Annotated in this window: 30 protein-coding genes, 1 tRNA gene and 1 pseudogene; 8 read left to right on the top strand and 24 right to left on the bottom strand. The window is 64.8% G+C overall.

What is annotated here, in order from left to right; genetic code table 11:
• Positions 1-77 precede the first annotated feature (77 nt).
• On the top strand, positions 78-482 hold the full coding sequence (locus CVM50_RS00280; protein ID WP_306372324.1) for a DUF983 domain-containing protein: 405 nt from the start codon (positions 78-80) through the stop codon (positions 480-482).
• Between the two features lie 369 nt (positions 483-851).
• Here CVM50_RS00280 and CVM50_RS00275 read toward each other — a convergent pair whose 3' ends face one another.
• The 7 genes from CVM50_RS00275 to CVM50_RS00250 all read right to left on the bottom strand — a co-directional run bounded on the left by CVM50_RS00275 (position 852) and on the right by CVM50_RS00250 (position 3,948).
• On the bottom strand, positions 852-1,721 hold the full coding sequence (locus tag CVM50_RS00275; RefSeq protein WP_085889889.1) for an intradiol ring-cleavage dioxygenase: 870 nt from the start codon (positions 1,719-1,721) through the stop codon (positions 852-854).
• Between the two features lie 94 nt (positions 1,722-1,815).
• Positions 1,816-1,971 (bottom strand): hypothetical protein, encoded by a 156-nt coding sequence (locus CVM50_RS21220; RefSeq protein ID WP_157792101.1) that lies wholly within the window; start codon positions 1,969-1,971, stop codon positions 1,816-1,818.
• Positions 1,971-2,351: a type IIL restriction-modification enzyme MmeI gene (locus tag CVM50_RS00270; RefSeq protein WP_085889890.1), complete on the bottom strand. Its 381-nt coding sequence runs from the start codon at positions 2,349-2,351 to the stop codon at positions 1,971-1,973. The genes CVM50_RS21220 and CVM50_RS00270 overlap by 1 nt, the downstream gene beginning before the upstream one ends.
• A 55-nt stretch (positions 2,352-2,406) precedes the next feature.
• Positions 2,407-2,862 carry a type II toxin-antitoxin system VapC family toxin gene (locus CVM50_RS00265; protein ID WP_085889891.1) on the bottom strand — a complete coding sequence of 152 codons (456 nt, stop codon included), beginning with the start codon at positions 2,860-2,862 and terminating at the stop codon, positions 2,407-2,409.
• Positions 2,859-3,101, bottom strand: a complete 243-nt coding sequence (locus tag CVM50_RS00260; protein ID WP_085889892.1) for a FitA-like ribbon-helix-helix domain-containing protein — start codon at positions 3,099-3,101, stop codon at positions 2,859-2,861. The genes CVM50_RS00265 and CVM50_RS00260 overlap by 4 nt, the downstream gene beginning before the upstream one ends.
• Before the next feature lie 83 nt (positions 3,102-3,184).
• On the bottom strand, positions 3,185-3,391 hold the full coding sequence (locus CVM50_RS00255; protein ID WP_085889893.1) for a hypothetical protein: 207 nt from the start codon (positions 3,389-3,391) through the stop codon (positions 3,185-3,187).
• Positions 3,388-3,948: a 3'-5' exonuclease gene (locus CVM50_RS00250; RefSeq protein WP_232618106.1), complete on the bottom strand. Its 561-nt coding sequence runs from the start codon at positions 3,946-3,948 to the stop codon at positions 3,388-3,390. The genes CVM50_RS00255 and CVM50_RS00250 overlap by 4 nt, the downstream gene beginning before the upstream one ends.
• Before the next feature lie 27 nt (positions 3,949-3,975).
• Here CVM50_RS00250 and CVM50_RS00245 point away from each other — a divergent pair, with 27 nt between their 5' ends.
• Complete coding sequence (locus CVM50_RS00245) at positions 3,976-4,590, top strand: hypothetical protein (RefSeq protein ID WP_085889894.1); 615 nt, start codon at positions 3,976-3,978, stop codon at positions 4,588-4,590.
• A 59-nt stretch (positions 4,591-4,649) separates the two neighbouring features.
• Here the strand turns inward: CVM50_RS00245 and CVM50_RS21215 are convergent, their stop codons facing one another.
• Genes CVM50_RS21215 through CVM50_RS00235 form a run of 3 tightly spaced genes read right to left on the bottom strand, consistent with a single transcriptional unit; the run spans position 4,650 to position 5,658 of the window.
• The gene (locus CVM50_RS21215) at positions 4,650-5,072 is read right to left on the bottom strand and encodes a hypothetical protein (RefSeq protein ID WP_143515656.1); all 423 of its coding nucleotides are present in this window, start codon (positions 5,070-5,072) and stop codon (positions 4,650-4,652) included.
• Positions 5,073-5,127: 55 nt separating this feature from the next.
• Positions 5,128-5,298: a type II toxin-antitoxin system PrlF family antitoxin gene (locus CVM50_RS00240; RefSeq protein WP_232618105.1), complete on the bottom strand. Its 171-nt coding sequence runs from the start codon at positions 5,296-5,298 to the stop codon at positions 5,128-5,130.
• Positions 5,299-5,313: 15 nt separating this feature from the next.
• Complete coding sequence (locus CVM50_RS00235; RefSeq protein WP_085889896.1) at positions 5,314-5,658, bottom strand: helix-turn-helix domain-containing protein; 345 nt, start codon at positions 5,656-5,658, stop codon at positions 5,314-5,316.
• A gap of 346 nt (positions 5,659-6,004) precedes the next feature.
• On the opposite strand from CVM50_RS00235, the gene CVM50_RS00230 reads away from it, so the two are divergent.
• Entirely contained in the window at positions 6,005-6,376 is a 372-nt protein-coding gene (locus tag CVM50_RS00230; protein WP_085889897.1) for a response regulator, read from the top strand.
• Positions 6,377-6,627: 251 nt separating this feature from the next.
• Here CVM50_RS00230 and CVM50_RS00225 read toward each other — a convergent pair whose 3' ends face one another.
• The 10 genes and pseudogenes from CVM50_RS00225 to CVM50_RS00180 form a co-directional block, all read right to left on the bottom strand.
• Positions 6,628-7,701, bottom strand: coding sequence for a PAS domain-containing sensor histidine kinase (locus tag CVM50_RS00225; RefSeq protein WP_085889898.1), 1,074 nt, complete (start codon positions 7,699-7,701; stop codon positions 6,628-6,630).
• A gap of 191 nt (positions 7,702-7,892) precedes the next feature.
• Positions 7,893-8,543, bottom strand: a complete 651-nt coding sequence (locus CVM50_RS00220; RefSeq protein WP_085889899.1) for a 5-formyltetrahydrofolate cyclo-ligase — start codon at positions 8,541-8,543, stop codon at positions 7,893-7,895.
• On the bottom strand, positions 8,543-9,151 hold the full coding sequence (locus tag CVM50_RS00215) for a PACE efflux transporter (protein ID WP_408634034.1): 609 nt from the start codon (positions 9,149-9,151) through the stop codon (positions 8,543-8,545). The genes CVM50_RS00220 and CVM50_RS00215 overlap by 1 nt, the downstream gene beginning before the upstream one ends.
• Before the next feature lie 107 nt (positions 9,152-9,258).
• Positions 9,259-9,789: a helix-turn-helix domain-containing protein gene (locus tag CVM50_RS00210; RefSeq protein WP_085889900.1), complete on the bottom strand. Its 531-nt coding sequence runs from the start codon at positions 9,787-9,789 to the stop codon at positions 9,259-9,261.
• A gap of 278 nt (positions 9,790-10,067) precedes the next feature.
• Complete coding sequence (locus CVM50_RS00200) at positions 10,068-10,718, bottom strand: AAA family ATPase (RefSeq protein WP_085889902.1); 651 nt, start codon at positions 10,716-10,718, stop codon at positions 10,068-10,070.
• Positions 10,715-11,839, bottom strand: coding sequence for a plasmid partitioning protein RepB (gene repB, locus CVM50_RS00195; RefSeq protein ID WP_268808218.1), 1,125 nt, complete (start codon positions 11,837-11,839; stop codon positions 10,715-10,717). Before repB ends, CVM50_RS00200 begins: the two co-directional genes overlap by 4 nt.
• Positions 11,840-11,927: 88 nt before the next feature.
• On the bottom strand, positions 11,928-14,456 hold the full coding sequence (locus CVM50_RS00190; RefSeq protein ID WP_157792099.1) for a tyrosine-type recombinase/integrase: 2,529 nt from the start codon (positions 14,454-14,456) through the stop codon (positions 11,928-11,930).
• Positions 14,457-14,483: 27 nt separating this feature from the next.
• Positions 14,484-14,771 (bottom strand): annotated as a pseudogene (locus CVM50_RS22225) (DUF6538 domain-containing protein); the annotation flags it as partial.
• Positions 14,772-14,846 (bottom strand) — tRNA-Gln (locus CVM50_RS00185).
• Positions 14,847-15,247: 401 nt separating this feature from the next.
• Positions 15,248-15,718 carry an SH3 domain-containing protein gene (locus CVM50_RS00180; RefSeq protein WP_232618108.1) on the bottom strand — a complete coding sequence of 157 codons (471 nt, stop codon included), beginning with the start codon at positions 15,716-15,718 and terminating at the stop codon, positions 15,248-15,250.
• A 272-nt stretch (positions 15,719-15,990) separates the two neighbouring features.
• On the opposite strand from CVM50_RS00180, the gene CVM50_RS00175 reads away from it, so the two are divergent.
• Positions 15,991-16,977, top strand: coding sequence for a 2-hydroxyacid dehydrogenase (locus CVM50_RS00175; RefSeq protein ID WP_085889906.1), 987 nt, complete (start codon positions 15,991-15,993; stop codon positions 16,975-16,977).
• 26 nt (positions 16,978-17,003) lie between these two features.
• Positions 17,004-17,795, top strand: coding sequence for a hypothetical protein (locus CVM50_RS00170; protein WP_085889907.1), 792 nt, complete (start codon positions 17,004-17,006; stop codon positions 17,793-17,795).
• Positions 17,796-18,020: 225 nt separating this feature from the next.
• On the opposite strand, the gene CVM50_RS00165 is transcribed toward CVM50_RS00170, so the two are convergent.
• The 4 genes from CVM50_RS00165 to CVM50_RS00150 all read right to left on the bottom strand — a co-directional run bounded on the left by CVM50_RS00165 (position 18,021) and on the right by CVM50_RS00150 (position 20,520).
• The gene (locus CVM50_RS00165) at positions 18,021-18,593 is read right to left on the bottom strand and encodes a cob(I)yrinic acid a,c-diamide adenosyltransferase (protein WP_085889908.1); all 573 of its coding nucleotides are present in this window, start codon (positions 18,591-18,593) and stop codon (positions 18,021-18,023) included.
• 4 nt (positions 18,594-18,597) lie between these two features.
• Positions 18,598-18,795: a twin transmembrane helix small protein gene (locus tag CVM50_RS00160; RefSeq protein ID WP_085889909.1), complete on the bottom strand. Its 198-nt coding sequence runs from the start codon at positions 18,793-18,795 to the stop codon at positions 18,598-18,600.
• 92 nt (positions 18,796-18,887) lie between these two features.
• A complete protein-coding gene (locus tag CVM50_RS00155; RefSeq protein WP_085889910.1) occupies positions 18,888-19,727 on the bottom strand; it encodes an SDR family NAD(P)-dependent oxidoreductase in 840 nt (279 codons plus the stop codon).
• Between the two features lie 100 nt (positions 19,728-19,827).
• The gene (locus CVM50_RS00150) at positions 19,828-20,520 is read right to left on the bottom strand and encodes an SH3 domain-containing protein (protein WP_157792098.1); all 693 of its coding nucleotides are present in this window, start codon (positions 20,518-20,520) and stop codon (positions 19,828-19,830) included.
• Between the two features lie 181 nt (positions 20,521-20,701).
• Here CVM50_RS00150 and CVM50_RS00145 point away from each other — a divergent pair, with 181 nt between their 5' ends.
• The 3 genes from CVM50_RS00145 to tuf form a co-directional block, all read left to right on the top strand.
• A complete protein-coding gene (locus CVM50_RS00145; protein WP_085889911.1) occupies positions 20,702-23,023 on the top strand; it encodes a DNA topoisomerase IV subunit A in 2,322 nt (773 codons plus the stop codon).
• Positions 23,024-23,404: 381 nt separating this feature from the next.
• Positions 23,405-24,190, top strand: a complete 786-nt coding sequence (locus CVM50_RS00140; RefSeq protein ID WP_198431826.1) for a hypothetical protein — start codon at positions 23,405-23,407, stop codon at positions 24,188-24,190.
• 239 nt (positions 24,191-24,429) lie between these two features.
• Positions 24,430-25,586 (top strand): elongation factor Tu (gene tuf / locus CVM50_RS00135; protein WP_085890267.1); only part of this gene is annotated, 1,157 nt, incomplete at its 3' end.

Here is a 25,586-nt window from a genome sequence, read left to right as displayed (position 1 = left end):
GGCGCAACATATGCCTTCAACAACCAATCAATGATCCCTATATTCTGGCTGTCATGATCCGAGTCGAGAGGGATGAGATGACCACTTCTGAAACCCGTGAGATGAAACCGGCCATCCTGCGTGGCCTGCGCCATCGCTGCCCCGCTTGTGGCGAAGGGCAGCTTTTTGCGCGCTACCTCAAGGTGAAAGACACCTGCTCCGAATGCGGTGAGGAGTTGCATCATCATCGCGCGGACGATGGTCCGGCCTACCTGACTATCCTGATCGTCGGGCACGTGATGGGCTTCGCCCTCCATGGCCTCTTCGGCTACATGCGGGATGATCCCCTGATGCTGGCGCTCGTGCTCTGCACGATCGCTACCGGGCTGGCTCTGCTAATGCTTCCGAGGATGAAAGGGCTGGTGGTCGGCTACCAGTGGGCGAAAGAGATGCACGGCTTCGGCAAGTCGCAGGCCTCCCGGTCGGCCTTGCCCGAGCCATAGAAAGATCGCAGCCAAGATGCGCAGCGGACAAAGGAAAGCGTCCCCAGTCTGAAATGACGGGGAAGGTTGGCAGCTGCCAACACGGGAATGAAGGTCCGCTATCCAGAAGCGGCAGATTCCGGGGCTGGCTTCGTGCAGAGACCGTAACCGGCCGTTTGTTACCGCGGTGACCGATCCTTGAGGCGCGCGATGAGGTCCTCGTCGTCCGCGAAGTCGTCGAGGAACTGGTGCCAGCGCTCCGTCGTGACGCAGGCTCCTCGGATCATGCCGTGCCGCTCTTTGACTCCACTCCAGGCTCGGTAAGGGCGGTGACGCTGTCCCAAGCCCCTTACCAGATTTGTTGCCGTGTTATTCAGGTTTGCCGGCAGTTCATTCCTGCCCCGGCACCAATGTCGATGGCCCACCCGTGTTGCCGCCGACCTCGCCGGGAGGCGCTTGACCCTCACCGGGAGGCAGGCCGGCGTCAGGCGGGGGCATGCCGGGCCGACCGTCGCCGCCGGACGGACCTCCGGGGCCGCCGCTCTGACTGGTCGCCTCAGGGTTCACCCCGATGACCAGAGTTGCCACATACCGATCTGTGGCCTCGCGCACTGCGGCGTAGGCGCTCTCGCCAGCTTGCGCCGCGATCCCGTCGCTGCTGTTGACCGTGTCGCGGGCTGAGGCCCGATCGTTGTAAGGCGGCAAGTTATTGTAGAGGTATTGGGACAGCGCGTCGGGGAAGAAGATCTGCCCGGTGAGCACGTTCGTCTCGTCGACAAAGACCTTGTGGTGGATATGCGTCGTCCGCCCGCGATACCAGCCCGGATAGATGCTCCTGAAGGTGACGATCCCCTGCTCGTCCGCCATCTGCGTGCCGCGCAGGAAGGTCTCGGACGAGGTGTCGAGGGTGCCGTCGCTCCCCTGATTGGCATAGCCGGAATAGTTGCCCTGCGCGTCGCAGTGCCAGATGTCCACCCGGACTCCAGCGATAGGTTGGCAGGAGGCATCCACGACCTGGATCATCATGTCCATGGCGACCCCCTCCTTGCCCTCGGTGATGTCGGCGCGGACAAGTTCCGGATCGGTGTAGTATGGCCCCTCCGTCACCTCGGTGGCGAGGAGGCAGACGTTGGACGAGATGAGCCCGGCCGAAGCGGCGGCAGTCTCCTGAGCGGCGAGAGGGCGCGCGCCCAGCATCACGGCCGGCGAGGCGGCAAGCGAGGTCAGAAGTGCGCGGCGGGTCGGATCGGGTCGGCTCATCGCAAGGTCTCCAATGGTCGCATCAAACCTGTAACGCCGAGAAGGATAGTTTCCGTCGTCGACAGTTCCACCCCCAGCACTCCAGGCCCAGCGATCAGCCAGCGCTGTCCTTCTGCCCCAAGTAGACGCTGACGACGTTGCTACAGCTGAGGTTGTCGTCGCTGCTGACGATCGCCTCCAGCAGTTTGAGGACCTCCCCCAGCACCTTCGCGACGTAGTCGAGGGCGCTGACATGTGTGATGGTCGCCATCAGGCGGCCTCGGCAGAGGAGGGAGCCGCCGGTGCCCAGTGCCAGGGCAGCCGCTCGCCGCTCTTCCAGTGCTCGGCCGCGACTGTCTCGCCGTCGGTGGCGATCAGGATCGCCGGCTTGTGCTTCGCGGTCCGCTTGCTGCCCTTCAGCGCATCGAGGGTGGCCTCGACCCCGAGGGCGTCGGCCGGGGCGTAATGGAACTTGAGGTTCATCAGGACACCGCCCTCGATGTCCGACCTGTTCAGTGACCCGACGCGGAGCTTGGAAACCGTCGCCTGTGCATTGTCGGTCGCCTCGGCGAAGGAGAACCCGAATTCCGCAGGATCGAAGGGGGCCTTGGCGAGGGCATCGAGGGCCTCGAAGATGTCTGTCGGATTCATGCGCTCACTCGAAAAATCGTTGCTGAAATGAATATTGCTCGCGGGGGAAGGTGTCTCAAAGGCGGGCCTCTCCCGGCGTGGCTGATCCCAGGGACTCCAAGGCAAGGACCCGCGCCGCATGCTCGGTGCCGGAAAGGGTCTTGATGAACCGGCGGTCGGCGGTGATGAGGCGACGATCAATGCGCTCGGCAAGCGCTAAGTAGACGCAATCGTAGATCGGGTGCTCGAGCGCCAGCGCGAGGTCGAGGGCACGTCGCTCCAGGATCTCGTCGGCATCGATGATCGTCACTGGGGCCGTCTGCAGAAACAGGAAGAGGTCGATCGCACGATCGTTGGCGAGGATCTGTTTCGCCGCGAGGGTGCGAAGGACGTTGCCGGCCTCGATGCGGAAGAGGGCAGGGGTCACCATGTCGGCACCCTGGAGGAGCTCTGCCTTGTCGCTTCCCTCTTCGTCGATGATCCACTTGATCGCGACCGAGGTGTCGACAACGAAGCTTTCGCCCGCTGTCATGACGCCTCGTCGCGATCACGATCCGCGCGCAGGATCTCCGTCGTGGTCGGAGCTCCTGGGGCCAGTTTCAGGCGCCTGGTGCGAGCCTCGGCGAAGAAATCAGCCCTTTGGCCGGGGCGGAGGGCTTCCTCGAGAATTCGCCGATGCTCCGCTTCTGCAGATCGCCCTGCCTTCGCTGCCCGCTCCTTCAGGGCGGCGGCGATCGCATCGTCGACATTTCGAACGGTGAGTTGTGCCATGACACGCATCCTGACTGCGAAATGATGGCACTATGAAGGCAATATGCGGGTCTGACAAGCTTCCTATGACTGCCGGATTACCGTCAGTCGTTAGGGCATGCGCCTTCAACCTTGATCCCGGTGCCCTCCAGGAGGTGATACGGGGCATTACGGACCACGGCGTCGATGTCGACCTTGGGTCGATCGTCCTTTGGTTCGCGCATCATGAGGAAGCCCATGATCGTCACCAGCAGACTGTTCCCCAAGATAGCCGTCGTGAGAATGACTTCAGTGGTGAATATCTCGGTCATGCACTCCTCCCTTCGAGCTGCAGAGATGTCTGATGCTGGCTCGCCCGTAGCCAGCCGCGAGCGAGACGCGCAGTGTCTGGGCCCGCGCGATGCGGGGCAGGGCGTCGCTCAATGGTCTCGTAGAGCATGTCGAGGGCGTAGCCCGAGAACACGGCGAACGAGACAGCGTCGAAATCCTCGATCGAAGGGGTCTCCGCGCGGCCGGTAGTTCGCAGCAAGCGCGAGAGCCAGCGCCCCTCGAACTCAGGGGCATCTGAGGTGAGTCTGCGGCGCCCGACGACATCAAGAAAGGCTTCCGCCACCTCCGCGGCAGAGGGTGCATCCTGGAGATCTGAAAGAGGGATGCCGTGGACCTCGGCGCTTTGCGGAGACCAGTCGCCGAGATTCCATGCTGGATCGGGGCGGATGAGAGATGACCAGGTCCGCACATAGCCGTTCTCAATCCAGCTGAGCCCGACCTCGATCGGCCAACTCTCCTGGGAGAGGCTGGACGCCTCGAAGTCCAGGATGGCGAAATTCTCGATGCTGGCTTTCATCATCTTGAAAAGGTAGTTCATTCGGAACGATTAGGGAACGTGACGTCCATGCAGAAGATTTCGGGATTTGTCCCGCTTGCAGGAAAGGTGAGGAGTGTTGCCGGTCGTTCGTCTGCGGCGAAAGCGGGCCTCTTCCTGCTGATGGCCTACCTGTTCCTTTGGGTGCCGGACCTGGATCTCCTGCTGCTCGACCTCCTGCATCACCGCTCAATCGTCACACATTCGGTGCTCCCGGCCCTGCTACTCATTCTCCTGGGATGGCGGGCAGGCGCCGCGCCGATCGCCGGAGCGCTCGTCGGGATCGCGGTGCATCTCTCCTGTGACCTGCTTTCGCCGATGGTCGGTTACGGTCAAATCTGGCTCCCGGAGCCCTACCAGATTCCGCTTGGGCCTTTCAGTTACCTGTGGCTCGGAACGAATGCCTTACTGGCCTTCATCTGGGCCCGCCGTCTTGCTGTCCGTAGTCTGCCCGACCCATACGGAAGCCTGCTCGTGGCGGCGACCGGGACGATTACCGCGGTCACCTATGGCTGGGTGAACGAGGAGGCCGTCTCAGCCGTGATCGTCACAATGGCGATCTTCCTGTTGAGTTATGTCGGTCCGTTTCTCTCGTCGCGACGGCGGGTGAAGAAAGACAGACAGGCTAAGTGGGAAGACGGATAATACCGGAATAGATGGCGCCGAGCGCAGGTCGAGGCGGCCGCTATAGGATGAGCTGCCTGTCAGTTCTCGCTGTTCGTGAGAGACCAATGAGGCGCGACAATGCCTTCGGCCGACAGGGCGCGCTGAACGCGATTAACGGCCGCCAGCCGAGCATGCGCGGATTTCGCGGGGCGGTAGAAAGCTGAGCGGACATCGCGCCCCTCCGGGTGCAGAGACCATCCCAGTGCCGTGAGGGCCTTCTCTGCGGCATCCCGAACTTCATGTCGCCGCGGGCGCTCCGTCACTCGCGGCTCGACATGTGCGACTTCATGGTCCTCGCAGGAGTAGTGGCGCTGCACCTCCATGCTGACGACGAGGCCCGGGAATTCCGCGTCGAGCCAGCACACAACGGCACGCGCATCATCTTCAAGCTGCTGCGCGGCTTCGTGGGTCCGCTGCATCGCAAGCAGATCTTCACGCGACCTCTGGGTCGGTGATGTCATGGGCATTGCTTCTCTGTCGTCCGGCAAGATCGGACCCCCAGGTACTTTGTCTTGCTCAGTCATCGTCGAGTGGCGCGTTCAGATCGATCTCCACGCCATCCACGAGCCTTTCCGCCAAGCACGTGGTTTCACCCCCGAAGGGCTTCAGGCGTTTCGGATCGGAGCTGATCTCCTTCTCGAGGAAGCCGAGAAATGCCTGGGCAGTGGGAGCGATGTTCAACGTCATGTCCTTCATTCCCTGTCAGGCAGCAGCCGGGACGCGCGTTCGAGATGTCTCGACAGCCAGACGCCCCGATCCGGCGGCTTCCTTTTCCCTGATTGCGATGTCGATGTCGCAGCCAAGCTTCAGCAGCATGCGCAGCATCCTGTCGGCGGTCATCCCCTCGAGCTTCCCTTTCATGATCCTGGAGACATGGGACTGAGGAATCCCGAGCATCTCTCCGGCGTCGCGTTGGGTCAGCTGACGGCGCTTGATGGTGGTCGACATCTGCATCGCAAGAGCGGCCTTCAGGCTCATCTCCTGGGCGTCTTTGATGTCGATATCGTCGAAAACATTGCCGGACCCGTCGATGATTTCCTCGTCCATGACACGCTTTCTCGGCTCTGCCGCACGTTACATCTCGTTATACTCATTTAAGTATATCGCGTCGATCCTCAAGACGCCCGGAAGGTAAGGTTGGCAGCTGCCAACGGCAATCGTCTTGGATACAGGAGTGCTCCGGCGTTGGCGCCCCACGGGCGTCACTGAGAAAACCGATGCAGGCCGAAGGCCGCCTGAGGGCGGCCGGGATCCAGAAGACAGGCCGGTCGCGCTTCACGGCTGGACCCTGCGCTGATCAGGATCAAATGCTGGTGTGCTCAGGCCTTCGTGCGGAACGACAGGCTTGCCCCTGTGGTTAATGTAAGCATCACAACAAACCTACGAGCAGTTCATGACAACAGTGGCGATCGTGGAGGACGAGGCGATCCTTGCCCTCGACATGGCGGATTTGTGCGAGGCGAGCGGCTGTCGAGTCCTGGGGCTCGCGGCCTCGGCGCAGCAGGCATCTGTTTGCTTTGTCGGCGTCGAGCCCGAAATCCTGATCACCGACATGGATCTCGCGGAGGGCTCCAACGGCGTCGAGGTGGTGGAGATTTTGCGGAGAAGATGGCCGGGCATTCGCGTGATCTTCGTGACGGCCGCCACGTCTCCAGGAAAGCTCGATCTCATTCGCAGCGCCCGTCCAGCGCGCATACTGGCCAAGCCGGTGTGCCCTTCCGAACTCGCGAAGGCTCTACGCGCGCTTGCCCCGGCCTCGACTTAGTCGAAGGATCGGGTCGATGAGGTTGGCAGCTGCCAACGCGAAACCGTGTGTGCCGGAAACGGCATCTCGTCGGCCCGAATGAACGCCAGTGCTCCTGTCTGGGTAACTACATGGCGACGGCGATATCCGGTTTCGAGAAATGCACCTTCGCGCCCCATGGGAAGATCCCCAGTTCGCCTGTCGTCTCATGACGGGGGCGGCGAAAGGCAGAGGACCATCTTGTGTGGCTCACTCCAGTCTCGTCTCAGGGGTCACTCCGCGCAGCTATCTGCGGACATGGTCGAAGCCCTCTTCTCTCCGCCAGTTGCGGCGACATTTTCGTCGGACGAGCGACTGGGCGAAGATCCCGTTACCAATGCCAGGTCGAGATCGAGCGTCGCCGTCAGGCCTTCGGTATTGAAGTCCCGGGAGAAGGTGCCTCCAAGAGACGAACTGACAGTGCTCTGGGTCATGCGGGTTCCGAAGCCTACATGGTCAGCTTCGCCGGATGCGGGTGCGGGCGCCGAGGATTCCTTCCAATGGATGATCAGTCGATCGCCGAGCCTGTTGGCGCGGATGGCAATACCTTCGCCATTCTGGGAGAGGCCTCCGTATTTCACGGCGTTCGTGGCGAGCTCGAACACAACGAGAGAGATTGGCGTGAGGGCCGCTGGACAGACATGAACCTCCGGGATCTCCATCTGCGCCGGACTATCGCCGGTGAACGGCTCCAATATTGCGCCGAGGAGTTCGGAAAGGGTGGTCCCCTCGGCCTTTCTCCCGGACGGATCGCTGACGGCCTGCGAATGGACCGCCGCCAAGGCATTGAGGCGCTGGCGCATCACCGTGACAAGCTCCGGGACGCTGCCGGCATGACGCGCGGCGATGGAGAGAAGTCCACTGGCGACGGCAAAGGAGTTGCCGACTCGGTGACGCATTTCGGATAGCAGAAGTTGCTGACGTTCTTCTGCCTCGCGTTGGTGTGTGATGTCGCGGGCGATCTTTGACGCCCCGATGATGTTGTCCTCGTCGTCGCGCAACGGCGAGACGGTCAGAGAGATGGGAATAGGGGTTCCGTCTTTTCGCTTTCGGACAGTTTCGAAGTTGGCGATCCGCTCCCCACGGCGTAGCCTTGCAATGAAGTCCGCCTCCTCATCCTTGCGGTCGTCGGGGATGAGAATGGTGATCGGCCTGCCGATGACCTCATCAGGGGAATACCCGAAAATGCGCTCGGCAGCGGGGTTCCAGGTCAGAATGATGCTGTCGAGGTTCTTCGCAATGATGGCATCCTCGGAGCCCTCGACGATCGCCGCAAGGCGGCGCTGAATGTTCCCAGCCGTGTCCATTGGAGATTCCCCGTCGTAACCCGCGCAGCATACCCGGATTCAAGAGAGTCGCAAAATTCTCCCGGTGTGGCCACGTGGAAGGGCTCCTACATCCGCCCCCCTGTGGAGCGTGGTCGCCCGAATGGTGCGATCGCTCTGGACGGGGACAAGCCTCCTGTTGGCAGCTGCCAACAACAGCGACACGCAAGACTCTACGCCGAAATCCTGGTGCCATCGGAGAGCACGACCTCGTCCATCGGAACGTCCCAGGGCAGAGGATAAATGGTCGGCAGGAGGCATCCGGCGAAGCCGACGCCGATCGCCCGCGCCCGCGGCTCGAGGTGCGCGAGCGTCCGGTCGTAATAGCCTCCGCCATTGCCCAGCCGGTAGAGGGCTTCGTCGACACCCACGAGCGGCGCGATGACGGTATCCGGACGGGCTACCTCTCCATCGGTCGGGACCGGGATGTTCCAGAAACCGCGCGTCATCCGGCAGTCCGGCGACCAGGTGCGAAACTCCAGGGGGGCGTTTTCATCGATGATGACCGGAAGCAGGATCCGCGCGCCCGCCGCATACGCGGTGTGCATCCAGGAGCGGAGATCCGGCTCGCCGCGGATCGGCCAGTAGACGGCGACCGTCATGCCTGCGGCCGGGGCGATGAGATTGGCGAGTTCGGTGATCAGATTTGCCGTGGCCCTGCGCCGCTCCTCGGCAGAGAGGGCGCGGGCCGCGATGAGCCGTGCCCTCTCGGCGCGCCGGAACCGCGCCACATCGCGGGCGGCCTCCGGGTCGACCGGATGCCCGTCGACAAGCAGATGTGCGAAGCAGGGATCGCTGCCGCCGTCGGCCTCCTTGTCCGTCATCACGTTGTCCGTCTCATCCCCGTGGGTGGGAACAGGATATCGTAGCCCCAGGTGAAAACGAAAGCGTAGACCATGTAGAAGGCCGCGAAGGACATATCCATCACCAGCGCCGTGACGAGAGAGACGTTCAGCCACCATGCAAAGATCGGCAGGAGGATGACGAGAAGTGTCGTCTCGAAAAGCACGGCATGCAGGATCCGGATGGGAAACGTCTTGTGAGGATTGCCGCGCCAGCGATGCAGGCCATGATCGAAGGCGAGATTGAAGACGTAGTTCCAGACGGTCGCGGCCGTGGCGCCGAGAAAGGCCAGAACGCCCATCTCGCTCATCGAATGGTCGAACACCCAGGCGAAGAGCGGGGTGACGATCAGAAGACCGATGATTTCGAAGCTGAGGGCCTGGCGAATACGATCTGCGGTGCTGCGCATGGTGGACTCCGAACTGTTGTCGGGCCGTCCCGTGTGCAGGCCGTGTGGCCGGGCGAAGTCGTCCTCGCCTTCCTCCATATGTCCATCCCAATTGCAGAGTTCAATGGACGGGTCGCGCCCCTCCATGACGAGGTCAGGGTGGTGAAGCTCGAACCACTGCATCCCGTCGGGGCCATCCAAGTCCAACTTTCTGAACGAATTCCGCTCTGGCTCGAAGGGAGAGCTTGAGGGTGAGTGAACGATAGCGCTCCTCCTGCGGCTTGGCGTTGGCAGCTGCCAACGCCGTGTCACCCCTCGATGCGAATGCGTTTCACGGCCTCGGGATCCGCTTCGATCATCTGGAGATACGACAGAACAGATGAGGCCGGGATGCTGTCGCCGTGCTCGTATTTCTGCAGGGTCTTCAGGTCCATGCCATAGGTGACAGCGAACTGTTCCTGGGTCAGGCCCGCTCTCTCACGAACCTTCTTGACCCACTTCTTGGCGACACTCTTCGACGTGATACGAAGTCTCTTTCGAAGGAATTTGCCTTGCAGCCCCGCGGCGGCAAGTTCCTCGACCAGCTGATCTCGCGAGGCCACTTTCGGAAGAACGAGTGTGACCTCGCCCCCGGCGATGACAGCTTCCACGGCGCGCTTTGCCCTGAGAAGGGTGATCCCGCACTGCGCCAGGGCGCGTGTCGCCGCAATGGCGTTGATCGCGGAGGTCGCGCCCTCAGGACGCAGGACGAGGCTTTCTCGTGAACCGGACTGGTTTCGGTCGACGTCCTGGACTTGCCCCAGTCGTCCGAACACCTCCTTCAATCCTGCATTCGTCATAGTCCAACTCCTCGAGCATGGCCCTTGCAATCTGCCGGAGCCTGATGGGCCCCAGGGCGTTCACATCAAAGCCCACACCGTGCAGATGAAGGCCCCTCGCAATGATCACCCGGCCTTCCTCGTCGATCTCGATCTCGGCCATGACCTCGAGATGCCCCTCGGCAATCTCGATAGACACGATCACGACCGGATCTTCCGATTCATCGATAGTGACCGACAGGAAAACCGCGTCTTGCACGAAACATATACCCTATTGGGGGAGTAAAATCAATGAGTGCTCACGGGGCCTTGATGGCGGCGCGCACCTCCCGGAACAGCGCCTTGATCTCCCCCACGGCCTTTGAGCTCGGCCGGTCGAATTCCGTGATCGCCTGGCCCGAAATCAGCGCCTGCATGAAGGCCTTGCGCTGGCCGAGCCGGGCCTTGGCCACCGGCACGTCCGGGTAGAGCTCCTGCAGGACCGCCGCGGTGTCGTCGCCTTCCGGCCCGACCGCCGCGACCTGGCTCAGCACGAAGATCCCCGGCCGGCCGGTCTGCTTCATGATCTCGACCGTGCCCGCGGCTGCGTTGATGTCAAAGGGGCCCGGACGAATGGGAATGACAACCAGGTCCGCCGCGCGGATCGCCGCGTCGATCGTGCCGCCGGCATGGGTCGGCGTGTCGATCACCACGTAGTCGGCGCCATCCTCCTCAGCCTGGGAGAGATAGGCGGAGAGGTTGCCCGGCATGGCTTGCAGCACAATCGGGTCCTCGAGCTCGCGCAACTTCGCCCAGTCAGCGACGGACCCCTGTGGGTCGAGATCCAGCAGGATCACCTGGGCGGACTTCTTCGACTGCATCGCCTGGACCGCAAGATGGATCGAGATCGTGCTCTTGCCGGCGCCGCCCTTCTGCGTGGCGACCGCGATGATCTTCGTCTTCCGACTCATTCGTCCTCCTGCTCATCGTTCACCGCGTCGCTTATGTCCTCGACGAAACGGTGCGCCTCGTATTCTCGGAGCATCTGCACGACGAGCAGCTCTCCGTTCTCGGCGAGCCAGTCGAGAAACCCGGGTTTCGGGGCATCACGGAGCGTCAGCTGAACACCGGACCCGGTCCGCTTGATCGTCCCAACGGGCTTGTCATGCGACGAGACCCAGATCTCGTGCCCAGCCGGAGGCTTGGCCTCGGTCGGCTTGGAGCTGGGCTCGGACCGGAAGGCAGCCTCGTAGAGATAGGAGAAGCGGGCATCGGAGTCGCCCACGCCGCCATCCTCGGTGTTGGCAGCTGCCAACGCTTCCCGCATCCGGGGGAGCGCCGTCTCGTCCGCCGCCATCTGGGCCACGAGCTTCTCCCACCGGGGCCGCCCGATCCCGGGAGCCTTGCCCACGAAGGACAGGATGTCGTCCGGGACGCCGCGGCCGATCTTGAGATACCGTGATCTGTCTGTCTTTCCGCAGGAGAAAGCGGTGTCGATGTCCTTGTCGTCGAGTCCGGCCTCGTCGACCATCCGCGCCGCCAGCTTCGCGCGCTCGATATAGGTCAGGTCTTCCCGGGCGATGTTCTCGATCGCCTGACCCATTACCAGGGCAGTATCGTCGAGGTCCTGGATCTCGGCACGGACGCTGATCCCCGCGAGCCGGCAGGCCGCGAGGCGCCGGCGGCCGGCGACGATCTCGTATTCTCCGGGCCTCTCGGGATGCGGCCGCACCAGGATCGGCACCTTCTGCCCGGCATTGCGCAGGCTCTCGGCCAGAGTCGCTATCTCGGCCTGGCTGACATCCAGGCGACCCGCGAGACCGCCGGTATGGACCAGGCCCGGGTCGAGCTCGGCGATCCGGCCTGCCACCGGTCCAGTGTTGGCAGCTGCCAACCCGTCCTTCCTGGATTTCGCGGCCAGGTCCCGCAGGGAGCGTTTGCGTGCCGCCATGGGGCGTTCCTTCTCTGGGTGCAGGGGCCGCGTCAGCGGCCGGCCTGCGGATCGGCTTGTTTCTTGACCTGGCGCACCTCCGGCATCACGGCGTTGCAGACCGAGGCGTCGGGGCAGCGGGCACAGGTATCGGTCTCGCAACAAGGTGGCGCTTCAAGCGTGTCAGTGCCAAGACCAATTAGGACAGCCTTGGGGATCGGTCTGCTCGTCGACCACCGACTACTGTTCGCTACCTTGAATTTGGCGGACGCACGCTCCTGCTGCGTCTCCGTTCTACAACCAAAGGCCGCTGTTTTCTGGTCGGTTCTGCGACCGGCTCTGGGGACACGTCACCTGCATAAAGAAGACCTTCCCTAAGTCTGTTTTCGGCACTCTTGCTGATGCGTCCGAGGCGATGATGCAGCCTTGCGGTATCCTCCTCGGGCACAAGGAAACGCCGCCGCAAATTGAAGCGCGTCGGAATGTCGAGCTTGGCTTCAGCCATCTCGACGGCTTGCGCAATCGCGAGTTCATGCGGTGCCGGACCCGCAGTCTCGATCGGGCCGCCCCAGGCGATATCGAGGAATTTACGGCCAGCCATGGTCCGGGTGTTCACGACAATTCCCGGACGCGCAGTGGACTTGGTGGGTTCAGCACGTCGGCTCGGAAGAGCGCACACCACAAGGTCCCCTGCCTCGAGATCGACTGGGCGGCTATCTGGGTTATCGACGATCGGTTTGGCATCAACCACAGACGGATTTTCGATTTCCTCCGTTTCCTTGTCGACGCTCGGCTTCGTGGCGGGAGCGTAAAATGGTTTGTCGTCGACCAGGATCAGCAGATGCTCGAGTGCTGCCGTGGCCTCTTCGCTTGCCGGCATCGTGAGCGAATATTGCCGGCCGAGCGAAACGATCCGCGCGGCTACGTCCTTTTCCTCCAGTGCTTCGCAATCATTCCACGTATATTCCGCCGGGGCCTTCCGGCCTGAGATGGCGGCCTCGAACACGATCTCGTCGGTCTCGGAGTCTCGGAGTTGAACGGCAGAGATTTCCCGCCGATCGGTCAAGGCCACCTCGACATCGAGAGCCGTCTGCATGGCGGTTCGGTTGCCGACGATAATCGGGAAATCGAACCGCCTGTCGCGGCCGACCTCAATCCCGTAATCCACGGAATCTAAGAGGTCCTTCAACTCCAGAAGACCGTGATCCGAATAGTGCCGGTCGATGGTCGTGCCCTCGAGGTGGCCGAGAATCCTCTGGCGAGTGCCGGTATCGATGCCTCGGCTCAAAAGCTTGGAAGAAAGCGTGCGCCGCATGGCGTAGATGTCTTCGCGCGTGTCGTGGAGCTTCAGCGTCTTCAGGAGGTTCCGCAGGCGGTCGCCGAAGATCTGGGAGCGTCGACCGTGGCTCTTGTCGGGCTGGATCTCCGGGAAAAGCCAGGTTTCCCCGAATTTGCGTTTCGCCACGACCCACTCCCGGAACCCCAGTTCGAGGAGGATCTCCGGAATCGGTAGAACGCGCCGGGATTGCTCGTTCTTCAACACCGCGTCCTCTTCCTCTCCGACAAAGAGGCAGAGGATCCCGTCCCGGCGCACCACGTCCGGCACCGCGGCCTGGAGGATTTCCTCTGGGCGGACGCCCATGGTGATCATGATGAGCGGGACCCAATAGATCGCGTCTCGAATGATGATGCGATTGCGCGCGGTGGCCTTCCGGCTACGCTGCTTCGGTGACGATGTGCCGACATAGATCGGCGAGCGCAGGAGCCTCGACACGTGCTCGAGCGACCACGACATCCGGCGCTTCGGGCGCGACACCCGTTTCGGAAGCTTGCAGGGTGTCTTCTGAGACTTGTGCCAGGCGCGCAACCGGTTCTTCAGCTGCGCGTGGGAGGGGACGAGGCGATCTTCGTCATCGACATCCCGTCCGACGCGCTTCCGTCCGAGCGCGGCGCGGAATATGCGATTGAGCATGTCACGCTGGACGAAGAGGTATCCGTCGGTGAGCCTCGGAATCAGTTCCACCACAAGCCGGCGCCGCTTGTCGGGCACCGACAGCGTGTCGAGATTCAGGATTTCCTCCAACAGTTGAGCGTCTCTCGCATCGGCGTCGCGGATTTCCTGCAAAGGGCACAAGTCCTTGCCGATCTTCTCGTGCCTGTTTCGGCCGTGGCCTTTTCCCCAGCGCTTCGGAAGCATCCAGACCTGGAAGAGGAACTCGAAGGACTGTTCGAGCACGATCGAAGCCACGGGCACGTCCCCGAAATACGCCAGGGCGACTTTCCCGATAACCCGGATCTTGATTTCCACGTCATGCGGGGCCTCTTCGCAGGCCTTCTCGATCGCCTCCGACAGCAGCATGGGCGGCTTCATGGCCTCCCGGGTCGGGTTCAGCCCATGATCGATCAGCAGATCCCGCCCGACATCGAGCGGGTCATCGAAGTCGCGCTCGACCCGGGCGCTCAAGTCGTTGAGCCGGCGCAGGAGGGAGAGCACTTGCCGAGCAACCGCTGGCGACTCGACGGCCTCCGGGCCGAGGCCGTTTTGACGCGCGATCTCTCCGGCGAACGTGGAGGCCACCGACCAGTCCCTGGCCCGCTGAGCGTCCCGGATGCGTCCGGTCTCTTTGTCGATCCGGCCCAAATAGGACTCGGGAATCTCGGTCACAGACCCGCTCTCCTGACGGGCGATCATGCCAGCCACAGCCCGCCGCACAATCTCTTTCAGCATCGCCTGAACCCGGGCCTCGCTGACCGGGCTGTCCTGTAGTTCTTTGAGCACGTGCTTCTCTCCTGCCTCGACCGCGGAGAGCATGTCGGCCGACCGCTTTACCGCTTCGGCGAGGAGGTGGGTGCGGAGCGAAACCGACAGAAACGCAGGCGCGCCGAGACAGCGGATTTTTTCGGGCCAGCGCCGCCGGAAATAGAAGATCCCGTTTCTGCGAACGAGGTGAAGCCCCCACTTTCTCGACGGTTCGCGCGGTCTACACCCCGCACGATGTGAACCAGTTTGTGAACCATCACGACGTGGAGACGGGAGGCTGGCCGCTTGATCAACGGCTATCCCATTGGGAAGTATGCAATTTTTCGAGGACATTGGCTGGGGTGGTAGGATTCGAACCTACGGTACACTGTACCAAAAACAGCTGCCTTACCACTTGGCTACACCCCAACGGTGACGCGCTAACTAATGAATGCCCGTCCGGTGTTCAAGCCCTTTTTGGCAGAAATCGGACGGGTTTTTTGCCGGCCCCCGGAAGGCGTTCGCAGGGGGCTGTTGCGACAGGGGTGTGCGCATCTCGACCCGTTTGCGTGGCGCCCCCGAAAGGGAGCCGGTCCTGGCTCTCGCAGGGGCGAATGCGCCGCGTCCGTTGCAGGCGCCTGCCTTCTTCTTCGTGCCGAGTCGGCGTGGGGCAGTGCCGCCAGTTTACCCGGTCACCGGCGAATCGAAGCGGGGAGCGCGGCAAGGGGCGTCGCGCGGCGGAGGCTTCTATCGGCAGCGGGCGAGGGACAGGGGCGGGCAGGGGGCTTGTGCTGTGCCGGGCATCTGGGCGGCGTCGGGCCGCCGCAGGTTCAGTCGCGGATCTCGTCCGCAGTCACGCCCCAGAGAGAGGTTTTCGGCGCCCAGCCCCGTTGACCGCCGGCGGCCACGCGGCACCAGTCGCGGTCGCATTTGCCCAGATCGGCGATGACACCCTGTTCCAGCCGGGCGACCACGCGCGACTCCGAGGAGGGCTGGAAATGCAGGTCGAGCATCTCGTCCTCCACCAGCACGGTGCGGTTGCCCGAGATCAGCACGTAATGGACCCAGCCGCCGACCCCGTCATGGTCGCGGATCTGGCGCCAGTGGCCATATTCAGCCACCACTTCCACCGGCATGTCGCGGCGCAGGAATTCCCAGTCGACCCGGTGAGTCGTCGAAGGTCCGCGCCGCACATGGGCGCGATCGCTTTTCATCGAGACGAAACGGGGCAGGGGCAGGTTGGTTTCCGGGCCCAGCTGTTGCACCTGGGCGGGGGGCGCCTCGCTGGCGGCAACGGCCACCTGGGTGTCGGTCGCGGCGCCCGGTTCGGGCCCGGCCTGGGCGGTTTGCTGCCGGGGCTCACCCGGCTCTTCGGCGGATTGCGGCGTTTCGGATGCCGTCAGGACACCGGCGATCGCGAAGAACGACACCGAAAGCGCCAGGACGCGCTTGCGCAATGGTCTCATGATGTTGCCCGTTTCTGCTGCCTCCGCGGGGTTATTCTTGTACCCTCACGTTCTTTGGGCCACTTTGCCTGCGAAACGCCGGAATGGGAAGACAGAGGAGCCCGCCCATGCCATCTCGCCGCCTGAGTGTTGTCGTCACGCGACGCCTGCCGGACCGGGTCGAGGCCCGCCTGGAGGAGCTGTTCGACACGCGGTTCGGTCCCGCCGACCGCCCGATGACCCGCGAGGAGCTGGCCGAGGCGGTGCGTGACGCGGATGTGCTGGTGCCCAACCTGCGCGACAGGATCGACCAGTCGCTGCTGTCCCAGGCCGGCGAGAACCTGCGCCTGATCGCCAACTTCGGCGCCGGGGTTGATCATATCGACGTAGCCACGGCGCGACAGCGTGGCATCTTGGTGTCGAACACGCCTGACGTGGTGACCGAAGACACCGCCGACATGACTATGGCGCTGATCCTGGCCCTGCTGCGCCGCATGCCCGAAGGCCTGGCGATGATGCAGCGGGATGACTGGGAAGGCTGGGCGCCCGACAGCATGCTGGGCGCGCGGGTGGCCGGCAAACGGATCGGCATCCTCGGCATGGGCCGCATCGGCCAGGCGGTGGCGCGGCGGGCCTCGGCCTTCGGGATGCAGGTGCATTACCACAACCGCCGTCGGCTGCGCGCAGAGATCGAGACGGATCTGAAGGCACGCTACTGGGAAAGTCTGGACCAGATGGTGGCGCGAATGGACGTGATCTCCATCAACTGCCCGCATACGCCCTCGACCTTCCACCTGATGAATGCCCGGCGGCTGAAGCTGATGAAACCCGAGGCGGTCATCGTGAACACCTCGCGCGGCGAGGTGATCGACGAGAACGCCCTGACCCGGATGCTGCGCTCGGGCGAAATCGCGGGCGCCGGCCTCGACGTCTTCGGCGGGGATCGTCAGTCGAACCCGCGCCTGCGCGAGCTGGACAACGCGATCCTGCTGCCGCACATGGCCTCCGCCACCCGCGAGGGGCGGCTGGAGATGGGCGAGAAGGTGCTGATCAACATCAAGACCTTCGCCGATGGCCACCGGCCGCCGGACCTGGTTCTGCCCGGCATGCTCTGACGCTGCCCCCGACGGAAGGCCCGACCATGCGCTCTGCCCGCAACACGCTCCTGTCGCTCGTGCTGGCCGCGCTCTGCCTCGTGCTGGCGGCGATGCCGCGGGAAAATCCCCTGACCACCCGGGCCGAAGCCTACCAGGGCGAGATCGCCGTGGCCGCAGGCGCCACCTATGTCAGCCTGCGGGCGATCAACGCCTTCCTCTCGGCGGCGCAGGAGGTCGAGGTGGGCGGCTCGCTTGTGGTCGAGGGATCGGTCCACCCGCTGAAATGGCTGGAGCCGGTGGACGACACGGTGGAACGGGTCTCGGCGGCGATCTTTGCCGTGGCAGTGCTGACCGGGGTGCTGAAGATCTCGCTGGCGCCCGTCGCCTCGGTGGGCTTTGCCCTGCTCGCCCTGGCCCTGCTGACGCGCGGAGGCTGCGAGGCCGTGACCGGCTGGCATCGCGCCCCGCCGGTGCTGCGGAGCCTGGGCGGGGTCTGTGGCGGGCTGGGCTTTGCGTTTGCCATCGCCCTGCCGCTGGCCTTCGTGCTGGGCGTCTGGGGCGGCGAGGTCCTGACCGCAGAGGCGGCGGCGGGGGCCAACGGAACGCTCGACATGATCGCGGCCGAGGCGGGCAAGCTGGTGGCGCTGGAAGACCAGTCCTGGCGCGAAAGCTGGGAGGCCTATCGGGGCGCCGCGCGCTTCTTCTGGGAACAGGCGGATGACCTGCTGAATGCCGCGCTGACCTTGGTGGGGGTCTTCCTGCTGCGGATGGTGGTCCTGCCGATGGTCCTGCTGCTGGCGCTCTGGGCCGCCGCGCGGCGGCTGGTGGCAGGGTAGGGTATCGGCCTGACGGCCGATTGCCTTCGGCGAGAGTATTTTTAGCCATTGTATGGAGCAGGGCGGGGGCGCTTGATCGGCGCCCGCTTCCCTTGTCCGTCGGTTGCGCGGGCATGAGCGGAAGAGCGCGGGTGCCTGTCTGGCGCTGGTCTTATTCCCATACTTGGGCTGGAAATACTCCGGGGGGAGCGCAGCGGGGGGCAGAGCCCCCCTCTGCCGGTGCCATTAGCGCGTGGCGCCGGGCACCCAGAGCACGTCCTTGGCGCCGCCGTCATTGGCGATGCGCGAGGCGACGAAGAACCAGTCCGAGAGGCGGTTGAGGTATTTCACCGCATCGGCGTTGCAGCCTTCCTCGGCCATCAGCGCCACGGCCAGCCGCTCGGCCCGGCGGCAGACAGTGCGGCACAGGTGCAGGTTGGCCGACAGGGCGCAGCCGCCGGGCAGGACGAAGCTGCGCAGGGGCTGCAGGTCGGCGTTCATCACGTCGATCTCCCGTTCCAGCCGTTCCACCTGGGAGGCCACGATGCGCAGCGGCGTATAGGGTGCTTCGTGGTCCTTCTCCATCGCCGGGCGCGCCAGATCGGCGCCCAAGTCGAAGAGGTCGTTCTGGATGCGGGCCAGGGCCTCGTCCATCTCGCCGCTCGCATGCAGGCGCGCCAGGCCGACGGCGGCATTGGTTTCATCCGAGGTGCCATAGGCCTCGACCCGCAGGGAGGGTTTCGGCACCCGGGTCCCGTCGCCCAGGGCGGTTTCCCCGGCATCGCCGGTGCGGGTGTAGATCTTCGACAGTACGACCATGGGGTCAGCCCTTTCCGCGGATGAGGACGAAGGCGAGGATCAGCAGCACAGCGATGAACTGCGCCGCGATCCGCCATTGCATCAGCTTGTTGGAGGTTTTGGGACTGCCGCTCCTGGCGAAGTTGCCGATCCCCAGCATCAGGATGATGGCAACGATCAGCACTGCGCCGGCGGCGACGAGGAAGAGGGGGTCCTGGGCCATGGGCTCTCCTTTTCGGTTCCCCGATACCTAGGGCGGCAGCGGGCAAAAAGCGACAACAGTTTTCGTCGCAGGGCCGGGCGGTGACGGCCCGCTCAGGCGTTCTTCGTCACCCGGTCCAGCAGGCGCGCGGGCAGCAGGCGGCGCAGGGTGGCAGCGATATAGGTGGGCGTTGTGACCATGTAGCGGGGCTTCGGACGGGGATCTTCCAGCGCGCGGATCAGCTTGGCGGTGCAGGCCGCCGGCTCCAGCTCGAACCGCGCCTTGCCCTGGTATTTCGGCCCGCGCTTGTAGAGCATGTCGAGAAGGCCATTGCGGTAGTCCTCCGCCCGGTCCGAGGCCTCCCAATCCACCCATTCCTCGAAGGCGCGGATGGCGTTCTTGCGGAAATCGGTCCGGATCGGGCCGGGTTCCAGCAGGATGGCGTGCACGCCACTGCCCGCCAGTTCCAGCCGCATGGTGTCGGTCAGCCCTTCCAGGGCGAATTTCGACGCGTTGTAGGCGCCGCGCCAGGGGGCGGCGACCAGCCCCAGCACCGAGGAACAGTTGATGATCCGCCCGCCGCCCTGGGCGCGCATCACCGGGATCACCAGCCGATTCAGGGCGTGGGGGCCCATGAAGTTCGCCTCGAACAGCGCGCGCATGGCTTCGCGCGAAATGTCCTCGGCGGGTCCCGGAATGGCGAAGGCGCCGTTGTTGAAAACGGCGTCGAGCCGCCCGCCTGTGGCGGTCAGTACCTCGGCCAGTGCCGCCTCGATCGAGGTCTGGTCGGCATAGTCCAGATGCAGCGCCTCCAGCCCTTCGGCGGCCAGCCGGGCCACGTCGTCGGGCTTGCGCGCGGTGGCGAAGACCCGCCAGCCGTGGGCCTTCAGCCCATGGGCGGCGTCATAGCCGATGCCGGAGGAACAGCCGGTGATGAGGATGCTTTTGGTCATGCCCCTGCTATGCAACGCAGCGACCCGGCGGGCAAGGCCGCCGGGTCGGGATCCCGTGCGAGAGAGCGCACGGGGAGGGATCTGCGATGTGGGGGCTGCCTTACTTCGCGGCGCTCACCAGCCAGTCGGCCATCCAGCCGATGCGCCCGCTGTCGGCGGTCTTCAGCTTCACCCAACCATTATTGGTGTCGATGACCTCGACCTCGGCGCCTTCGTCCAGCGTGGCCAGCACACCGTAGCTGGTGCCGGGTCCGGCGCGCAGGTTTACCCGGTCGCCCGAGACCTGGCGCAGGTCGCGCTCGGGGGCGTCTGCGGCGCTGGCTTCGGGGGCGTCCGTTGCGGTGGCAGGCAGGGTTCCGCGCAGCACGGCCTGACGCTCCTCGGTGGTCGGCGTCATCTGTTGTGCCGCCTCGGGCCTTACTTCGCGGCGGGTCGAGCTTTGGGGCAGGCCGCCGTCGGCGGGCAGGGAGGCATTGGTGACGGTGGCGAAGCGCATGCCGTCCAGCGCCGGGTCGAGGCCGCTGTCGTTCTGGCCCGCGATCGAGGCCAGGCGCACCGGCGCCGCCTCGGGCTGCGAACTGGAAACGAAGACCGCGGGTCGGGTGGCGGCCTGGGCGGCCATCGCAGCGCCAGATGCGACCGTGTCGGTGCGGGCCAGGGTGTAGGGCGTGGGGGCCTCGGTGCGGACGTAGTCGGGCAGTTCACGCTCCCAGGGTTCGAAATCCGCGCCTCCGCTCTGTTGGTAGAAGGCGGCGGTAAGCACAAGGGTCGTGGCAGTCATGAAGCGGAACATCGGGACCTCCGGGCAGCGGTTTTCTGCGTGTCGCGGCCGGGGCTTTGGCAGGTTCCCGCCGCGACGCTGTGTTGCCTGACTAACCCCGTTGCGGGCAGGAAGTTCCTTGCCGATCCGCAATCCGTGTCTCGGGCGCAGGCGGCGCTTTACCGCCGCGCGGCCTGCGGCTATCACCGCGGCTATGAGTGACGAGACCCAAGACGTTCCCGAATCCGGTTCCGGCGAGCAGCTGGCGGAGCCGCTGCGCCGCGCCATTGGCGAGCGCTATCTGACCTATGCGCTGTCGACGATCATGCACCGGGCCCTGCCCGATGCCCGCGACGGGCTGAAGCCGGTGCACCGGCGTATCCTCTACGCGATGCGCGAGCTGAAGCTGACTGGCACCTCGCGGTTCCGCAAATCGTCGAAGATCTCGGGCGACGTGATGGGCAACTATCACCCTCATGGCGACGCCGCGATCTACGACGCGATGGCCCGCCTGGCGCAGGACTTCAACGTCCGCTACCCGCTGGTCGACGGCCAGGGCAACTTTGGCAACATCGACGGCGACAACCCCGCCGCCAGCCGATACACCGAGGCCCGCCTGACCGCCGTCGCCGAGGCGATGATGGAAGGGCTGACCGAGGACGCGGTCGATTTCCGCGACAACTACGACGGCACCCTGACCGAACCGGTGGTGCTGCCCGCTTCCTTCCCGAACCTGCTGGCCAACGGGTCGTCGGGGATCGCGGTCGGCATGGCCACCAACATCGCCCCGCACAACATCGTCGAGCTGGTCAACGCCTGCCTGCATCTGATCAAGACGCCGGGTGCCGATGACGACACGTTGCTGAAATACGTGCCGGGCCCCGACTTCCCCACGGGCGGCGTGCTGGTGGAAAGCCCGGAAAACATCGCCAAGGCCTATCGCACCGGTCGCGGCAGTTTCCGCCTGCGTGCCAAGTGGGAGGTCGAGGACCTGGGCCGTGGCACCTGGCAGATCGTCGTGACCGAGATCCCCTACCAGGTGCAGAAGTCGAAGCTGGTCGAACGCATCGCCGAGCTGATCCAGACCAAGAAGATCCCGATCCTCGCCGACATCCGCGACGAAAGCGCCGACGACATTCGCATGGTGCTGGAACCCCGGTCGAAGAACGTCGACCCGGAGCTGCTGATGGGCATGCTGTTCCGCAACTCGGACCTGGAGATCAAGTTCAGCCTGAACATGAACGTGCTGATCGACGGGCTGACCCCGAAGGTCTGCTCGCTGAAGGAGGTGCTGCGCGCCTTCCTCGATCACCGCCGCGAGGTGCTGGAGCGTCGCTCGCAGCACCGGCTGGAAAAGATCGACCACCGGTTGGAAGTGCTGGAAGGCCTCGTCACCGCCTTCCTCAACCTCGACCGGGTGATCGACATCATCCGCTACGATGACGATCCCAAGGCCGCGCTGCTGGCCGAGGACTGGTCGAAGAAGCGTGCGCGCTGCCGCGACGAGAAGGACTATGTCTCGCCGCTGTCCGAAGGCGATGATGGCGAACTGACCGAGGTACAGGTCGAGGCGATCCTCAACATGCGCCTGCGCAGCCTGCGCCGTCTCGAAGAGATGGAGCTGCTGCGCGAGCGCGACGCCCTGATGGAGGAACGCGCGGGCCTGGAAGATCTGCTGGCCACCCCCGATCTGCAATGGGCGCGCATCGCGGATGAGCTGAAGGCGACGAAGAAGACCTTCGGCAAGGACTACGCCCGCGGCCACCGCCTGACGGTGATCGAGGCCGCCGCCGAGGCGGAGGAAGTGCCGCTGGAGGCGATGATCGAGCGCGAGCCCGTCACCGTGGTCTGCTCCAGGATGGGCTGGATCCGCGCGATGAAGGGGCACATCGATCTCTCGGCCCAGGACAAGCTGAAGTTCAAGGACGGCGACGAGGGCCGCTTCGCCTTCCATGCGGAGACCACCGACAAGCTGCTGATCTTCGGCTCCAACGGGCGGTTCTACACGCTGCTGGCGTCGAACCTGCCGGGCGGGCGCGGCATGGGCGAACCGGTGCGGCTGATGGTCGACCTGCCCAACGAATCCGAGATCGTGGCGATGCGCATTCACCGTCCCGGCGAGCGGCTGATCGTGGCCTCGACCGCCGGCGACGGCTTCATCGTGCCCGAAGACGAGGTGCTGGCCCAGACCCGTTCCGGCAAACAGGTGCTGAACGTCAAGGACGGCGTGAAGGCCCTGCTGGTGAAGCCGGTGACGGGCGATCACGTCGCGGTGGTGGGCGAGAACCGCAAGGTGCTGGTCTTCCCGCTGGAAGAGCTGCCCGAGATGACGCGTGGCAAGGGCGTACGCCTGCAGAAGTACAAGGATGGCGGGCTGTCGGATCTGACCACGCTGGTGCTGGAAATGGGCCTGTCGTGGCACGATCCCGCCGGCCGCACCCGGACCGAGACGGAGCTCTCGGAATGGCTGGGCAAGCGGGCCGGCACGGGCCGCATGGCCCCGCGCGGCTTCCCCCGCGACAACACCTTTACCTGACCCGGGCACTCGGCACGGGAGGCGCGCCATCCCGCTCTTTCACTCAGGCCCGCCGCCGGGAGGTCCGGTGGCGGGCCGTCTTGTCTCCGGCGCTCCGGATTTCCGTGCCTCAGCCTCCCGAAACGCCCCCGCCCGGGCGCGCCCCGCGTCCGAGGTCGGGCGCGTGGCACGTCTGCCATCCGACGAACCGGGCGCCTCCCGGTGCCCCGCCCCTGCTTCACCTTGTTGGAAATGCTCCGGGGGAGCCTCCGCAGGAGGCGGGGGCGGAGCCCCCTCCGCCTTGGCCCCGTCCCGCTCGCAGGTGGGATGACCGCACGAATAGACAGGGGCGGCCAAAGCGGATACTCCGGGGGCTGTGTTATGACCGTCCCGGGGGGATCCATGTTCCGACTATCCGCTGTCGCTCGTCTTGTGCCGGGCCTGGCCGCCTGCGCGTTCCTGCTTTCGGCCTGTACCAATCCCGACGATTTCGACGAACCGATGCCGGACCTGGGTGATTTCAGCCTCGGCCACAACATCGTCGTGGCCAGCAAGATGAAGAAGGTGGCGATCTCCCGCGATGCCTCCGAGGAGGAGTGGGTCGCCGCGATGACCGAGGCGATCGACGAACGCTTCGGTCGCTACGAGGGCGACAAGCTCTATCACCTGGGCATCTCGGTCGAGGGCTACATCCTGGCGCCGCCGGGCATTCCGCTGGTGCTGTCGCCGAAATCCGGCCTGATCGTGAATGTCACGGTCTGGGACGATGCCGCCGGTGGCAAGATCAACGAGGAACCGCGCCAGTTCACCGTGCTGGAAAGCTTCTCCGGCGAGACGGTGGTCGGCTCCGGGCTGACCCAGACCCGCGAAGAGCAGATGACCAACCTGGCGCGCAACGCCGCCAAGCAGATCGAGAACTGGCTGCTGGAGAACCGCGAGTGGTTCGGCGACGCCCCCGGCCCGCAGGCCGGCCAGATGCGCCCGGCCCCGGTGGCCGCCGCGACGGTGGCCGGCAGCGTGGCCGCGGAGGATGACGGCAGTGCCTCCACGGGCACCACGTCCGGTGGTGGCCGCTCCGGGGGCGGCGATGCCCCGTCGCCGGCGACGGGCGGCACCGGCGGCGGCACGGCCAGCCCGGCTGCGACGGCCACCTCAGGGGGCGCGGGCGCCTCGGCCAGCGGCGGCTGATCTTACTGATTCCAAAATATTCTTTCGCGCACAGGCGCCGCCGGTGCTCCCCCTTTGGCGCCCGATGTACCTTGTCGCGGGGTCGGGCGACAGGGCCCGAGCGGGCCGGTTGTGGCCGCAGGGGCGCTCTTGCGGGCGCGCGCACCCAAGTGACGCTTGATTTTCCCCCTCAGACCCAATACATCGCCGTCCGAGTGAAATCGGGCCAGTGGCCCCCTAAACACAGAGGCGCCTGACGGATGGCAAAGGAAAAGTTTGAGCGCGGCAAACCGCACTGCAACATCGGCACGATCGGTCACGTTGACCACGGCAAGACGACGCTGACGGCGGCGATCACGAAGTACTTCGGTGACTTCCGCGCCTACGACCAGATCGACGGCGCGCCGGAAGAGAAGGCCCGCGGGATCACCATTTCCACCGCGCACGTGGAATACGAGACCGAGAACCGTCACTACGCGCACGTCGACTGCCCCGGCCACGCCGACTACGTGAAGAACATGATCACCGGTGCCGCGCAGATGGACGGCGCGATCCTGGTGGTGAACGCGGCCGACGGCCCGATGCCCCAGACCCGCGAGCACATCCTGCTGGGCCGCCAGGTGGGTATCCCCGCCATGGTCGTGTTCCTGAACAAGGTCGACCAGGTCGACGACGAGGAGCTGCTGGAACTCGTCGAGATGGAAGTCCGCGAACTGCTGTCCGAGTACGACTTCCCGGGCGACGATATCCCGATCATCGCAGGCTCCGCCCTGGCCGCCATGGAAGGCCGTGACCCGGAAATCGGCGAGAACAAGATCCGCGAACTGATGGCCGCCGTGGACGAGTACATCCCGCAGCCCGAGCGCGCTGTCGACCAGCCGTTCCTGATGCCGATCGAAGACGTCTTCTCGATCTCCGGCCGTGGTACCGTTGTGACCGGCCGTGTGGAACGCGGTGTGGTGAACGTTGGCGACGAACTGGAAATCGTCGGCATCAAGGACACCAAGAAGACCACCTGCACCGGTGTCGAGATGTTCCGCAAGCTGCTGGACCGCGGTGAAGCCGGCGACAACATCGGCGCCCTGCTGCGCGGCATCGACCGTGAAGGCGTGGAACGTGGCCAGGTTCTCTGCAAGCCGGGTTCCGTGAAGCCGCACACCAAGTTCGAAGCCGAGGTCTACATTCTGACCAAGGACGAAGGCGGCCGTCACACTCCGTTCTTCGCGAACTACCGTCCGCAGTTCTACTTCCGTACGACGGACGTGACCGGCACCGTGACCCTGCCCGAGGGCACCGAGATGGTCATGCCCGGCGACAACCTGAAGTTCGGTGTCGAGCTGATCGCCCCGATCGCCATGGAAGACGGCCTGCGCTTCGCCATCCGCGAAGGCGGCCGCACCGTCGGCTCCGGCGTCGT

The organism is Pseudooceanicola marinus (assembly GCF_002786295.1).
Lineage (GTDB): Bacteria > Pseudomonadota > Alphaproteobacteria > Rhodobacterales > Rhodobacteraceae > Pseudooceanicola > Pseudooceanicola marinus.
This window is presented reverse-complemented; position numbering and strand designations above follow the sequence as displayed.

Coding starts and splice junctions, on each gene's coding strand:
- CVM50_RS00280 (WP_306372324.1), top strand. CDS start 78: ATGACCACTTCTGAAACCCGTGAGATGAAACCGGCCATCCTGCGTGGC.
- CVM50_RS00275 (WP_085889889.1), bottom strand. CDS start 1,721: ATGAGCCGACCCGATCCGACCCGCCGCGCACTTCTGACCTCGCTTGCC.
- CVM50_RS21220 (WP_157792101.1), bottom strand. CDS start 1,971: ATGGCGACCATCACACATGTCAGCGCCCTCGACTACGTCGCGAAGGTG.
- CVM50_RS00270 (WP_085889890.1), bottom strand. CDS start 2,351: ATGAATCCGACAGACATCTTCGAGGCCCTCGATGCCCTCGCCAAGGCC.
- CVM50_RS00265 (WP_085889891.1), bottom strand. CDS start 2,862: ATGACAGCGGGCGAAAGCTTCGTTGTCGACACCTCGGTCGCGATCAAG.
- CVM50_RS00260 (WP_085889892.1), bottom strand. CDS start 3,101: ATGGCACAACTCACCGTTCGAAATGTCGACGATGCGATCGCCGCCGCC.
- CVM50_RS00255 (WP_085889893.1), bottom strand. CDS start 3,391: ATGACCGAGATATTCACCACTGAAGTCATTCTCACGACGGCTATCTTG.
- CVM50_RS00250 (WP_232618106.1), bottom strand. CDS start 3,948: ATGAACTACCTTTTCAAGATGATGAAAGCCAGCATCGAGAATTTCGCC.
- CVM50_RS00245 (WP_085889894.1), top strand. CDS start 3,976: ATGCAGAAGATTTCGGGATTTGTCCCGCTTGCAGGAAAGGTGAGGAGT.
- CVM50_RS21215 (WP_143515656.1), bottom strand. CDS start 5,072: ATGACATCACCGACCCAGAGGTCGCGTGAAGATCTGCTTGCGATGCAG.
- CVM50_RS00240 (WP_232618105.1), bottom strand. CDS start 5,298: ATGACGTTGAACATCGCTCCCACTGCCCAGGCATTTCTCGGCTTCCTC.
- CVM50_RS00235 (WP_085889896.1), bottom strand. CDS start 5,658: ATGGACGAGGAAATCATCGACGGGTCCGGCAATGTTTTCGACGATATC.
- CVM50_RS00230 (WP_085889897.1), top strand. CDS start 6,005: ATGACAACAGTGGCGATCGTGGAGGACGAGGCGATCCTTGCCCTCGAC.
- CVM50_RS00225 (WP_085889898.1), bottom strand. CDS start 7,701: ATGGACACGGCTGGGAACATTCAGCGCCGCCTTGCGGCGATCGTCGAG.
- CVM50_RS00220 (WP_085889899.1), bottom strand. CDS start 8,543: ATGACGGACAAGGAGGCCGACGGCGGCAGCGATCCCTGCTTCGCACAT.
- CVM50_RS00210 (WP_085889900.1), bottom strand. CDS start 9,789: ATGACGAATGCAGGATTGAAGGAGGTGTTCGGACGACTGGGGCAAGTC.
- CVM50_RS00200 (WP_085889902.1), bottom strand. CDS start 10,718: ATGAGTCGGAAGACGAAGATCATCGCGGTCGCCACGCAGAAGGGCGGC.
- CVM50_RS00175 (WP_085889906.1), top strand. CDS start 15,991: ATGCCATCTCGCCGCCTGAGTGTTGTCGTCACGCGACGCCTGCCGGAC.
- CVM50_RS00170 (WP_085889907.1), top strand. CDS start 17,004: ATGCGCTCTGCCCGCAACACGCTCCTGTCGCTCGTGCTGGCCGCGCTC.
- CVM50_RS00165 (WP_085889908.1), bottom strand. CDS start 18,593: ATGGTCGTACTGTCGAAGATCTACACCCGCACCGGCGATGCCGGGGAA.
- CVM50_RS00160 (WP_085889909.1), bottom strand. CDS start 18,795: ATGGCCCAGGACCCCCTCTTCCTCGTCGCCGCCGGCGCAGTGCTGATC.
- CVM50_RS00155 (WP_085889910.1), bottom strand. CDS start 19,727: ATGACCAAAAGCATCCTCATCACCGGCTGTTCCTCCGGCATCGGCTAT.
- CVM50_RS00150 (WP_157792098.1), bottom strand. CDS start 20,520: ATGTTCCGCTTCATGACTGCCACGACCCTTGTGCTTACCGCCGCCTTC.
- CVM50_RS00145 (WP_085889911.1), top strand. CDS start 20,702: ATGAGTGACGAGACCCAAGACGTTCCCGAATCCGGTTCCGGCGAGCAG.
- CVM50_RS00140 (WP_198431826.1), top strand. CDS start 23,405: ATGTTCCGACTATCCGCTGTCGCTCGTCTTGTGCCGGGCCTGGCCGCC.